We start from the raw sequence: 12,573 nt of genomic DNA on the forward strand, positions 1-12,573 counted from the left end.
GGCCCCCGAAATCCGGCGGTCCGTAAACGTTGGAGACGGACATGTCCATAGTCGTGTTCATCCTGTTGACGCTGGCGGTCTTCAGCCTGCTCGGCGTCATCCAAAGACTGGTCGAGCACCTGTGATCCAGAACCTCGTCGGCCTCGCCCTGGCCGTCGTCATCGCTGTCTTCCTCTTCGCCGCCCTGCTCTTCCCCGAGAGGTTTTAGTGAGCTCTACGACCGCGGGGATCCTCTTCCTCGCCTCGCTGATCCTTGCCCTGGCCGCCGTGCACGTGCCGCTTGGCGACTACATGTACCGCGTCTACACCACCGACAAGGATTCCCGCGCCGAACGCACCGTCTACCGACTCATCGGCGCCGACCCCAAGGCCGAACAGACCTGGGGCGCCTACGCCCGCTCTGTGCTTGCCTTCTCGGCCGTCAGCATCCTGTTCCTCTTCGTCTTCCAACTCGTCCAGGGCAAGCTGCCGCTTCACCTCAACGACCCCGCCACTCACATCACACCAGCGCTCGCCTGGAATACCGCGGTCAGCTTCGTCACCAACACCAACTGGCAGGCGTACTCCGGCGAATCCACCCAAGGCCACCTCGTCCAGATGGCCGGCCTCGCCGTGCAGAACTTCGTGTCCGCCGCCGTCGGCTTGGCCGTCGCCATCGCCTTCGTCCGCGGCCTGGCCCGACGCAACACCGGCGACCTCGGCAACTTCTGGGTCGACCTTGTCCGCGGCACCCTCCGAATCCTGTTGCCGCTCTCCATCATTGCCGCGATCATCCTCATCGCCGGCGGAGCCATCCAGAACTTCCACCTGCACGACCAAGTCGTCAACACGCTGGCCGGCGGCCAGCAGACCATCACCGGCGGACCCGTCGCCAGCCAGGAAGCCATCAAGGAACTCGGCACCAACGGCGGCGGCTTCTACAACGCCAACTCCGCGCACCCCTTCGAAAACCCCAACACGTGGACCAACTGGGTCGAGATCTTCCTGCTGCTCGTCGTCAGCTTCTCGCTCCCCCGCACCTTCGGGCGCATGGTGGGAAGCCGCAAGCAGGGATACGCGATCGTCGCCGTCATGGGCATCATCGCCACCGTCAGCGTCAGCCTCATGCTCCTCTTTCAGCTCCAACACCGTGGCACCGTCCCGACCGCAGTCGGCTCGGCCATGGAAGGCGTCGAACAGCGCTTCGGCGTGGCCAATTCGGCCGTCTTCGCCGACGCGACGACGCTCACCTCCACCGGCGCGGTCAACTCGTTCCACGACTCGTACACCAGCCTCGGCGGCCTGATCACGCTGTTCAACATGCAACTCGGCGAGGTCGCACCCGGCGGCACCGGCTCCGGCCTCTACGGCATGCTCGTCCTCGCGATCATCACCGTATTCGTCGCCGGGCTTATGGTCGGCCGGACCCCGGAGTACCTCGGAAAGAAGATCACTCCGCGCGAAATCAAGCTCGCCGCAACCTATTTCCTGATCACTCCGCTGATCGTGCTCACCGGTACCGCCGCCGCGATGGCGATGCCTGGCCAACGCGCAGGAATGCTCAACACCGGCCCCCATGGCCTGTCCGAAGTGCTGTACGCATTCACCTCCGCCGGCAACAACAACGGCTCGGCCTTCGCCGGCATCAGCGTCAACACCGACTGGTACAACACCGCTCTCGGGCTCGCGATGGCCTTTGGCCGCTTCCTGCCGATCATCTTCGTCCTCGCACTCGCCGGCTCGTTGGCCAAGCAGGGCAAGACGCCCGAATCGATCGGCACGCTTCCGACCCATCGTCCGCAGTTCGTCGGCATGGTCGCCGGCGTGACGCTGATCCTCGTAGCCCTGACCTTCCTGCCCATGCTCGCGCTCGGGCCCCTCGCCGAAGGAATCCACTGATGACCACTGCGACACTCGATGCTGCTCCCCCAAAACCCATGAACCCCAAAAAGATTCAAGGCGGCCTGCTCGACCCGAAGATCCTGTGGAGGTCGATGCCCGACGCGCTGCGCAAGCTCGACCCGCGCACACTGTGGCGCAACCCCGTCATGTTCATCGTCGAGATCGGTGCCGCGTGGAGCACGATCCTCGCCGTCATCGACCCGTCCTGGTTCGCCTGGCTGATCGTCATGTGGCTCTGGCTCACGGTCATCTTCGCCAACCTCGCCGAGGCCGTCGCCGAGGGTCGCGGCAAGGCGCAGGCCGAATCGCTGCGCAAGACGAAGACTTCCACCAAAGCCCGCCGACTCGCCGGGTGGCAGCCAGGAACACCCGGACGCGAAGAAGAGGTCGCCGCGCCGCTGCTTCAGCAGGGCGACGTCGTCGTGGTCGAAGCCGGCCAGGTCATTCCCGGGGACGGCGACGTCGTGGAAGGCATTGCGTCGGTGGACGAATCGGCCATCACTGGCGAGTCGGCGCCCGTCATCCGCGAATCCGGTGGCGATCGCTCGGCGGTCACCGGCGGGACCACGGTGCTGTCGGACCGCATCGTCGTCAAGATCACGCAGAAACCCGGCGAGAGTTTCATCGACCGGATGATCGCGCTCGTCGAAGGCGCCAACCGGCAGAAGACGCCCAACGAGATCGCGCTCAACATCCTGCTCGCGTCGCTGACGATCATCTTCGTGTTCGCCGTCGCGACCCTTCAGCCGCTGGCGATCTACTCCAAGATGAACAATCCCGGCGTCGCAGACAGCCAGGCGCTCACCAACAATGGTGTCACCGGCATCGTGATGGTGTCGCTTCTCGTCTGTCTTATCCCGACGACCATCGGCGCGCTGTTGTCCGCCATCGGCATCGCCGGTATGGACCGACTGGTGCAGCGCAACGTGCTGGCCATGTCCGGTCGCGCCGTCGAGGCCGCCGGTGACGTCAACACGCTGCTGCTCGACAAGACCGGCACCATCACCCTCGGCAACCGCCAGGCCGCGGCTTTCGTTCCGCTGCACGGTGTGACACCCGAGCAACTCGCGGACGCCGCCCAGCTGTCCAGCCTCGCCGACGAAACGCCCGAAGGCCGCTCCATCGTCGTGTTCGCGAAACAGGAATACGGCCTAAGGGCCCGCACACCCGGCGAGCTAGCCCACGCCCACTGGGTCGAGTTCAGCGCCACCACCCGGATGTCAGGCGTCGACCTCAACGGTCATCGGCTGCGCAAAGGCGCGGCCTCGTCGGTCGCCGAGTGGGTGCGCACCGAAGGCGGCTCGGTCCCAACCGAACTCGGCGAAATCGTCGACGGCATCTCCGCCGCCGGCGGCACGCCCCTGGTGGTCGGCGAGGTTATCGACGGGCAACCGCGGGTGCTCGGCGTCATCCATCTCAAGGACGTCGTCAAGCAAGGCATGCGGGAGCGGTTCGACGAAATGCGCCGCATGGGCATCCGCACAGTGATGATCACCGGCGACAACCCGTTGACCGCCAAGGCCATTGCCGACGAAGCCGGTGTCGACGACTTCCTTGCCGAGGCCACGCCCGAAGACAAGATGGCGCTGATCAAGCGTGAACAGGCCGGCGGCAAGCTGGTCGCGATGACCGGCGACGGCACCAACGACGCACCCGCGCTGGCACAGGCCGACGTCGGCGTCGCGATGAACACCGGCACGTCGGCGGCAAAAGAGGCCGGCAACATGGTCGATCTCGACTCCGACCCGACCAAGCTGATCGAGATCGTCGAGATCGGCAAGCAGCTGCTCATCACTCGCGGCGCGCTGACGACGTTCTCGATTGCCAACGACATCGCGAAGTATTTCGCCATCATCCCCGCGATGTTCGTCGTGCTGTTCCCCGGACTGGATCTGCTCAACGTGATGCGGCTGCACAGCCCGCAATCGGCCATATTGTCCGCGGTGATCTTCAACGCGATCATCATCGTGGCGCTCATCCCGTTGTCGCTGCGGGGTGTGCGCTACACGCCGAGTAGCGCGTCAAAGCTGTTGAGCCGCAACCTCTATGTCTACGGCCTCGGCGGCATCATCGCACCGTTCATCGGCATCAAGCTGATCGACCTCGTCATCCAACTCTTCCCGGGAATGTGACATGAGATTCTCCACCATTGCTCGTCAACACTGGGCCGCGCTGCGGGCGCTGCTGGTGCTCACCGTCATCGTGGGTATCGCGTACCCGCTCCTCATCTGGCTGATCGCCCAGCTTCCGGGCCTGCACAACAAGGCCAACGGGTCGGTCATCGAGGCGAACGGAAAACCAGTGGGCAGCAGCCTTATTGGGCAGTCGTTCACCGACAAGGATGGCAACCCATTGCCGCAGTACTTTCAGAGCAGGCCATCAGCCGCCGGCGACGGCTACGATCCGCTGGCCACCGGCGCGAGCAACCTCGGCCCCGAGAGCATCGTTGACACCCCCGACAAGCCAAGCCTGCTCACCCTCGTGTGCCAACGCAGCGCAGCCGTAGGCCAGCTCGACGGCGTGAACGGGACCCGCCCGTTCTGCACCGGTGACGGCGTCGGCGCGGTGCTGTCTGTGATGGGCCCACGCGACGCAACCGGCAACGTCGTGCACCCGACCCGCGTCGTCAGCGTCAATGAACTCTGCGACAAGGCGCCCAAGCCGTTCCTCAATACCTACGAGGGCGTGCGCGTCGAGTGCGCCAAGGACGGCGAGGACTACAGCATCGGCCAGATCGTCCCGATCCGCGGCAGTGCGCCCGCCGACCCTGCGGTACCCGCCGACGCCGTCACCGCCAGCGGCAGCGGCCTGGACCCCAACATCTCGATCGCCTACGCCGACCTGCAGGTGAACCGGGTCGCGAAGGCGCGCGGCGTCAGCGCAGACCAGGTCCGCCAGGCCGTGGCGGACAACACCGACGGGCGCGGCCTGGGCTTCCTCGGCGAACCCCGGGTCAACGTCGTGGCGCTGAATATCGAGCTCGATGCGAAGTATCCAGGTGGATGATGATCATGTGAGCCCGGATCGGCCCGACTACAAGAAGAAGCGCGGCGAGCTGCGCATCTACTTGGGCGCGGCTCCGGGCGTCGGTAAGACGTACGCGATGCTGGGTGAAGCGCATCGCCGGCTGGAACGCGGCACCGATCTGGTCGCAGCGATCGTCGAAACGCATGGCCGTCAGAAGACCGCCGACCTGATCGACGGCATCGAGATGGTGGCGCCCAAATACATCGAGTACCGCGGCAAGCGGTTCGGTGAGCTCGACGTCGAAGCAGTGCTGCGACGCAAGCCGCAGGTGGTCCTGGTCGACGAGCTGGCCCACACCAATACGCCCGGCAGCAAGAATCCCAAACGCTGGCAGGACGTCCAAGAGCTGCTCGACGCCGGCATCACCGTCATCTCGACGGTCAACGTGCAGCACCTGGAAAGCCTGAACGACGTCGTCACCCAGATCACGGGCATCGAGCAGCAGGAGAAGGTGCCCGACGAGGTCGTGCGGGCAGCCGACCAGATCGAGCTCGTCGACATCACACCGGAAGCGTTGCGGCGCAGACTCGCCCACGGCAATGTCTACGCTCCAGACCGCGTCGACGCCGCGCTGTCTAACTACTTCCGCCGCGGAAACCTCACGGCGTTAAGGGAATTGGCGCTGCTCTGGCTGGCCGACCAAGTCGACGCGGCGCTGGAGAAGTATCGCGAAGAAAACAAGATCACCGATACCTGGGAAGCGCGTGAACGCGTCGTCGTCGCCGTCACGGGTGGGCCCGAATCGGAGACCCTGGTACGCAGAGCATCCCGCATCGCGTCGAAGTCCAGCGCCGAACTGATGGTCGTACACGTTGTCCGCGGTGACGGGTTGGCGGGAGTCTCCGCACCACAGATGGGCAAGGTGCGCGAGCTGGCCACAAGTCTGGGTGCGACGGTCCACACCGTCATCGGAGACGACGTGCCCAGTGCGCTACTTGATTTCGCACGTGAGATGAACGCCACCCAGTTGGTGCTCGGCACCTCGCGACGGTCGCGGTGGGCGCGCATCTTCGACGAGGGCATCGGTGTCTCTGTGGTGCAGCAGTCGGGGAAGATCGACGTCCACATGGTCACGCACGAGGAAGCAGGACGAGCAACCTCGTGGTCGAGATTCATGCCTCAGCACCAACGGTTGATGTCGTGGCTTGCCGCAGTCGTCGTTCCTTCGGCGATCTGCGCGCTGGTGGTGCTGGTGCTCGATCGATACCTCGGAATCGGCGGAGAGAGCGCGATCTTCTTCATCGGCGTGCTCCTGGTGGCGCTGCTCGGCGGCGTCGCCCCGGCCATATTGTCGGCGGTGTTGTCGGGGCTGCTGCTGAACTACTTCCTGATCGAGCCGCGATACACCTTCACGATCGCCGAGCCTGACAGCGCAATCACGATCGTCGTGCTGCTGCTGGTCGCCATCGCCGTCGCCGTGCTCGTCGACGGTGCAGCGATCCGCGCACGCGAGGCAAAGCACGCGTCACAGGAAGCCGAACTGCTCGCGCTGTTCGCCGGATCGGTGTTGCGCGGCGCGGACCTGGACACGCTGCTGGAGCGCGTCCGTGAAACGTATTCACAGCGCGCCGTCAGCCTGCTGCGCGAAGGGACGGGCATTGTCGGTTGCGTGGGCAAGGATCCCTGCGTCACAGTCGATTCCGCCGACACGGCCGTTGAGGTCGGCGACGACGAATTCTGGCTGCTGATGGCAGGCCGGAAGCTGGCCGCCCGCGATCGCCGAGTTCTCGGTGCGGTGGCCAAACAAGCGGCGGGACTGGTCAAGCAACGGGAATTGACCGAAGAGGCAGGCAAGGCCGAGGCCATCGCGCAGGCCGACGAACTGCGACGCTCACTGCTATCGGCCGTCAGCCACGACCTGCGTACCCCGCTGGCCGGCGCCAAGGCGGCGGTGTCCAGCCTGCGCAGCAGCGACGTCGACTTCTCCGCCGAAGACACGGCCGAACTGCTGGCCACCATCGAGGAATCGGTCGATCAGCTCACCGCGCTCGTCGGCAACCTGCTCGACTCGTCACGGCTGGCCGCGGGGGTGCTGCGTCCAGAATTGCGGCGCGTGTACCTGGAGGAAACGGTGCAACGCGCGCTGCTGGGAATCAGCAAGGGGCTTACCGGTTTTCGCCGTCAGGGCATCGATCGGGTCAAGGTCGACGTGGACGACGCCGTGGTGTTGGCCGACAGCGGCCTGCTCGAGCGGGTGTTGGCCAACCTCATCGACAACGCCCTGCGCTATGCGCCGGACGGACCGGTGCGGGTGACCGCGGGCCGCGTCGGCGATCGGGTGCTCATCGCCGTCGTCGACGAGGGACCTGGAATACCGCGAGGTGCAGAAGAACAGATGTTCGCGCCGTTCCAGCGCCTCGGCGACCACGACACCAGCATCGGCGTCGGCCTCGGCCTGTCGGTCGCCCGCGGCTTCGTCGAAGCGATGGGCGGCGCCATCTCGGCGACCGATACACCCGGCGGCGGGCTCACCGTCGAAATCGACCTCGCCGCACCGAAGAACGGGTCGTCATGAACGCCCCGAAGACACGGGTGCTCGTCATCGACGACGAACCGCAGATCCTGCGGGCGTTGCGGATCAACCTGTCGGTGCGCGGCTACGACGTCTTCACTGCGGCCACCGGTACCGAGGCGCTCAAGACAGCGGCCGACCACCGCCCCGACGTCATCGTGCTCGACCTCGGTCTGCCCGATATGTCCGGAATCGACGTGCTGGCAGGGCTGCGTGGCTGGCTCACAGCGCCGGTGATCGTGCTGTCGGCGCGCACGGATTCGTCGGACAAGGTCGAAGCGCTGGACGCCGGTGCGGACGACTACGTCACCAAACCGTTTGGGATGGATGAATTCCTGGCACGCCTGCGGGCTGCAGTGCGCCGAGGAGCCGCGGCATCCGACACCGACGAACCGGTCATCGAAACGTCGTCGTTCACCGTCGACCTGGCGGCCAAGAAGGTGACCAAGAACGGCGACGAGGTCCATCTGACGCCCACCGAATGGGGCATGCTCGAGATGCTGGTGCGCAACCGCGGCAAGCTCGTCGGCCGTGAAGAGTTGCTCAAAGAGGTGTGGGGCCCGGCCTACGCCAAGGAAACTCACTATTTGCGTGTGTATTTGGCGCAGCTGCGACGCAAGCTCGAAGACGACCCGTCACACCCGGTGCATCTGCTGACCGAGGCCGGGATGGGCTACCGATTCCAGGAATGATCCTTGGCGCTGTCGGTGTGGTCGTACATGGCGGTCCACAGCGAGTAGCACGACAGTGCCTCGACAACCACACGACCGAGGTTGGTGTGCCGGTACAGCGCATCCACCGGCGGATCGTCCCAGCTTCCGTTGTCGTCCTTGGCCACCAACCCACGAGACCCGACAAGCCGCAACGCCGCAGTCAATCCGCGCCGGCCGGCGTGGACATGGGTGGTCAGGTCGCCAAGGGTCATTGGGCCGTGCGTGAGCGCGTCGAGGATCTCCAGCACGTACGGGTGGCTTACCAGCTCGCGCATGTGCGGCACGGAGGGCGATCCACCGGTAGCGGGCATTCGGGCACCGTAAGTGCCGAGGTCGCGCCGCTAAAAGGCTGATTACGGTATCCATACGTCGCCACGCAGGACTTTTACGAAATCTATACGGGCCGCGACGAGCGCTGGCACCGATTTCGACACTAGGCTTCGGCCGTGTCGTCACCGACGTCATTGGTTAAACGCTTGGTCGTCGGGCGGCCTTTCCGCAGCGACCGACTCGGCCATACCTTGTTGCCGAAACGGATCGCACTGCCCATCTTCGCCAGCGACCCGTTGTCCTCCGTCGCCTACGCGACGCAGGAAATCCTGCTGATCCTCACCCTCGGTGGGCTGACTTACCTCTACCTCACTCCGTGGATCGCGGCAGCTGTCGTGCTGCTGCTCGCCGTGGTGGTCCTCTCGTATCGGCAAGTTGTGCAGGCCTATCCGAGCGGTGGCGGGTCCTACGAAGTGGTTTCGCAGAACCTTGGCCCACGTGCCGGGCTTGTGGTCGCCGCCGCGCTGCTCGTCGACTACGTGATGACGGTGGCGGTCTCCGTCGCCGCAGGCGTGGACAACATCATTTCGGCGGTGCCCGAACTCAATTCGTATCGGGTGGGGATCAACATCGCATTCATCGTGGTGCTCACCGCGATGAACTTGCGCGGCGTACGCGAGTCCGGACGAGCGTTCTCCGTCCCGACCTACGCGTTCATCGCAGGAGTGATGCTGATGATCGCTCTCGGCTTGTTCCGCGCACTTGTTGGTGATGCGCCACAAGCCGAAAGTGCGCACTACGGGATTCACGCCGAGCAAGCCGGCCTGAATACCCTGGCGATATCGTTGTTGGCGCTTCGCGCCTTCTCCTCGGGCTGCACCGCCCTCACCGGGGTCGAGGCCATCTCCAACGGTGTGCCGGCGTTTCGGAAACCCAAGGCACTCAACGCCGCACGAACGATGACGTTGATGGGCACGCTGGCGATCACAATGTTCGCCGGGGTCACCGCGCTGGCGCTGATCGCGAATGTCCGCATCGCCGAACGTGCTTGTGACCTGATCGGGTTCCCCGGCGACTGCAATAACGACGCCCAGCGTACTGTCATCGCGCAGATCGCCGCCGCCGTGTTCGGCAACAACAGCATCCTGTTCTACTACATCCAAGGCGCGACGGCGCTGATCCTGATCCTGGCCGCGAACACCGCATACAACGGATTCCCGCTTCTCAGCTCGATTCTCGCTCACGACCGTTATCTGCCGCGCCAGCTGCACACCCGAGGCGACCGGCTGGCCTATTCGAACGGCATCATCCTGCTCGCCGTGATCGCAGGCGGGTTGATCTACGCGTTCGACGGTTCCACCACCCGATTGATCCAGCTCTACATCCTCGGCGTGTTCACGTCGTTCACGCTGTGCCAGATCGGCATGGTGGTGCACTGGAATCGGGCGTTGCGGGTCGCCGCGACCCCCGCAGAACGGCTACGGATCCACCGCGCCCGAGCCATCAACGCTTTCGGCGCGTGTTTCACCGGCGTAGTCCTCGTGGTCGTCATGGTCACCAAGTTCACCCATGGCGCCTACTTGGTGGTCATCGCGATTCCGGTGATATGCGTGCTGATGCAGAGCGTTCACCGGCACTATGCGGCCGTGCGGGCCGAGCTGCGCACCGGGGAAGATGAGCCGACGCTGCCTGCGAGGATTCATGCCATTGTGCTGATCTCGGGCTGGCACAAGGCAACTCAACGCGCACTGATGTTCGCCAAGGCGAATAGACCCGACACTCTCACGGCGCTGACCGTCAACGTCGACGATGCCGAGACCAGGGCACTAGTGCGCGAATGGGAAGAGCTCAGCGTCGACATCCCACTCAAGGTGATCGAGTCGCCGTACCGCGAGATCACCCGCCCCGTCGTCAACTACATCAAGAAACAACGACAGAACGGTCCGCGCGACGTGGTCAACATCTACATCCCGGAATATGTCGTCGGCCGGTGGTGGGAAAACGCGTTACACAACCAGAGTTCGTTGCGGCTCAAGGGCCGGCTACTGTTCGAGCCCGGCGTGATGGTCACCAGCGTGCCGTGGCAGCTGCATTCGTCGTCACACCGAGACCTCGCCCGCGTCGAACACGTCCCCGGCGAAATCCGTAGAGGCATCGACCGTTCGGCCGCGAGCTCATAGCACTGCTTTCCCGCTCACTCTGGCTCTTCCCGGCGTTCGGCCAGCGCGGCCATGCGCCGCAGGCATTCGCGATTCCTGGGCCATGCCGCAGCCAACGCCAGTCGGCGTGGCACCAGACTGAGCGGTCCGCCGATCGGAACCTCGGCCATGTCGATGCGACAGCCGCCGTCGGAATCGAAGAGCCGCAACGTAATTCGCGCACCACCGAACGGCCTGCCTTTCGCGCGCAGGACAAGCTCCTCCAGCGGCCTCGACGACTCGACCTCCGTCTCGTCGTTGAGCACCACCGGCCATATGCCGATGGTGTGGTGGATCTTGCTGCCGACGGCCGGCCAGTGCGGGTCGACCGCTCGCATTCGGGTGTTGCCCACGACCCACTGTGAATACGTCCAGCCGTCGGCAATGACGTTCCACACTTGTTGTCGCGTCGCCGTGGTGTCACGCGTCGCGGTCAACAAGCTGTCCGCCTCCTCCGGTTCCGCCATCCGATGTCCTCTCAGTCATTGGCCACTTATCCGCACGAAGCGCCGTCCTGTTGCCACGGTGTCGGGCTACCCGGCACCGGCGATGCCAAACGCTTGAAAGCCGAGTGAATCGCGCGGCTAGCCCCTGCGCCGCAGTCGCGGCCGCAAACGCTCGGCCGAGATGTCGGTTCCCCGGGCCAGATCGTCAACGAGCGCACGGGCGTAGGCGATCAGCCCGTCGACATCGACACCATGCGGCGCGCTGTCGGTCCGTTCAGCGAGCCGGTCTGCGGCCCGACGCACAACGGCTGCGGCGCCGGCAGCATTGCCACGCTGGATGTGGGTGATGCCCACTGCGAGCTGCGCCAATCCCTGCCACATCCTGCGCTCGTCATCGGGAGCGTTCTTCCACGCCGCCTCGAGCACCTCGTGGGCGTTGAACGCCAGTCCGCGGTCCAGCAGCTCCTGCGCGTACGCGAGCGAATCGGCGGGAGGCAGATCCAGATCGTCCGGAATGCGCGGTACGCCCTCGCGGCCATGCGGCAGCGGGCGTCCCAGCGCGTCACGCGGACGACTGCTGCGCGCCTTGCCCGACTCGTCGCGATCACGGTCCGCCACCAGTTCATCCTGACAGTTCGGTTGGACCCCACGGGAGCAGGTCAGTGAGCCGTCTCCCCGGCGAGCGCAATCAGCTTCGCCCGCACGTGGTCGGGCCGCTCGTCGATGATGAAGTGCGTCGTGTCGACCGTTTCCAGCGTGTAGTCGTCGGCGTTCGCGGTTTCTGGTGCGGCGAATGAGCGGTGAACGGCGGTGTCGCGCGTTCCGAACAGCGCGCGGATCGGCACGGTGGCCCGGCGTGTCTCGGAATGCCTTGCACTACTTGGGATCTCGCGTAGCCAGAACGTCCGGTATGTGTCCCGGCCGGCGCGGGCACACACCGGGTCACGGAAGCGGTCGGCGTACACCCGATACGTTTCGCGATCCATGGCGGATCCGATGCGAAAGACCAGGTTCAAGAACGGTGTGTGCCGCTGCAACAGCGCTCCGGCCGTGGCCATCTGCGGCTGATATGTGAGCAGCCGCCACATTTGTGGCAGAAGGACGCGCGGGGGGACCCACGGGTGGGCCATGTTGAGCGCGAGGAACCCGTCGAATCGCTCCGGTGCCCGCAAGACCATCAGATACCCGACGAATGCGCCCCAATCGTGGCCGACCAGCAGCACCCGGTCGAGGCCGAGCGCATCGAGGAGCGCGAAGACGTCGCTGGCGACGTCCTCCTTCGCCCATTTGTGCGGCGGCGGCCCCGACCAGCCGTATCCGGGCAGGTCGGGCGCGATGATGCGCAGCCCCTGCGGCGGATCGGCGAGCAGATCGCGGTACGCCCAATGGTGCTGCGGCCAGCCGTGCAGCGCGACGACGGGACGCCCGTCGGGCGGACCGGACTCCGTCACGTGAAACCGCACGCCGCGCGCTTCGACGTACGACCGGCGCACGCCGCCGATCGGCGGCGGATCGGCAGTCATGAA

Annotated in this window: 12 protein-coding genes; 8 read left to right on the top strand and 4 right to left on the bottom strand. The window is 65.3% G+C overall.

The features are described from left to right. The first annotated feature begins 29 nt into the window (after positions 1–29). The 7 genes from ACWW36_RS02040 to ACWW36_RS02070 are packed head-to-tail and all read left to right on the top strand — an operon-like array spanning position 30 to position 8,112. On the top strand, positions 30–125 hold the full coding sequence (locus ACWW36_RS02040) for a potassium-transporting ATPase (protein WP_456139952.1): 96 nt from the start codon (positions 30–32) through the stop codon (positions 123–125). Next, the gene (locus ACWW36_RS02045) at positions 122–208 is read left to right on the top strand and encodes a potassium-transporting ATPase subunit F (protein WP_456142337.1); all 87 of its coding nucleotides are present in this window, start codon (positions 122–124) and stop codon (positions 206–208) included. The genes ACWW36_RS02040 and ACWW36_RS02045 overlap by 4 nt, the downstream gene beginning before the upstream one ends. Then, on the top strand, positions 208–1,878 hold the full coding sequence (gene kdpA / locus ACWW36_RS02050) for a potassium-transporting ATPase subunit KdpA (protein WP_456139953.1): 1,671 nt from the start codon (positions 208–210) through the stop codon (positions 1,876–1,878). The genes ACWW36_RS02045 and kdpA overlap by 1 nt, the downstream gene beginning before the upstream one ends. After that, complete coding sequence (gene kdpB / locus ACWW36_RS02055) at positions 1,878–4,013, top strand: potassium-transporting ATPase subunit KdpB (RefSeq protein ID WP_456139954.1); 2,136 nt, start codon at positions 1,878–1,880, stop codon at positions 4,011–4,013. Before kdpA ends, kdpB begins: the two co-directional genes overlap by 1 nt. A 1-nt stretch (position 4,014) precedes the next feature. Next, complete coding sequence (locus tag ACWW36_RS02060; RefSeq protein WP_456139955.1) at positions 4,015–4,887, top strand: potassium-transporting ATPase subunit C; 873 nt, start codon at positions 4,015–4,017, stop codon at positions 4,885–4,887. Next, positions 4,865–7,423 carry a DUF4118 domain-containing protein gene (locus tag ACWW36_RS02065; RefSeq protein WP_456139956.1) on the top strand — a complete coding sequence of 853 codons (2,559 nt, stop codon included), beginning with the start codon at positions 4,865–4,867 and terminating at the stop codon, positions 7,421–7,423. Before ACWW36_RS02060 ends, ACWW36_RS02065 begins: the two co-directional genes overlap by 23 nt. Continuing rightward, positions 7,420–8,112: a response regulator gene (locus tag ACWW36_RS02070; protein WP_456139957.1), complete on the top strand. Its 693-nt coding sequence runs from the start codon at positions 7,420–7,422 to the stop codon at positions 8,110–8,112. Before ACWW36_RS02065 ends, ACWW36_RS02070 begins: the two co-directional genes overlap by 4 nt. On the opposite strand, the gene ACWW36_RS02075 is transcribed toward ACWW36_RS02070, so the two are convergent. Beyond that, a complete protein-coding gene (locus ACWW36_RS02075; RefSeq protein ID WP_456139958.1) occupies positions 8,094–8,444 on the bottom strand; it encodes a hypothetical protein in 351 nt (116 codons plus the stop codon). The two genes, ACWW36_RS02070 and ACWW36_RS02075, sit on opposite strands and share 19 nt — an antisense overlap. Before the next feature lie 135 nt (positions 8,445–8,579). On the opposite strand from ACWW36_RS02075, the gene ACWW36_RS02080 reads away from it, so the two are divergent. Continuing rightward, the gene (locus ACWW36_RS02080) at positions 8,580–10,583 is read left to right on the top strand and encodes an APC family permease (RefSeq protein ID WP_456139959.1); all 2,004 of its coding nucleotides are present in this window, start codon (positions 8,580–8,582) and stop codon (positions 10,581–10,583) included. A 14-nt stretch (positions 10,584–10,597) separates the two neighbouring features. Here ACWW36_RS02080 and ACWW36_RS02085 read toward each other — a convergent pair whose 3' ends face one another. The 3 genes from ACWW36_RS02085 to ACWW36_RS02095 form a co-directional block, all read right to left on the bottom strand. Next, on the bottom strand, positions 10,598–11,068 hold the full coding sequence (locus ACWW36_RS02085) for an SRPBCC family protein (protein ID WP_456139960.1): 471 nt from the start codon (positions 11,066–11,068) through the stop codon (positions 10,598–10,600). Between the two features lie 117 nt (positions 11,069–11,185). Beyond that, positions 11,186–11,665 carry a DUF309 domain-containing protein gene (locus tag ACWW36_RS02090; protein ID WP_456139961.1) on the bottom strand — a complete coding sequence of 160 codons (480 nt, stop codon included), beginning with the start codon at positions 11,663–11,665 and terminating at the stop codon, positions 11,186–11,188. Between the two features lie 41 nt (positions 11,666–11,706). After that, positions 11,707–12,570, bottom strand: a complete 864-nt coding sequence (locus tag ACWW36_RS02095) for an alpha/beta fold hydrolase (protein WP_456139962.1) — start codon at positions 12,568–12,570, stop codon at positions 11,707–11,709. Positions 12,571–12,573 lie beyond the last annotated feature (3 nt).

The sequence above is a fragment of the Mycobacterium sp. MMS18-G62 genome (assembly GCF_053877835.1).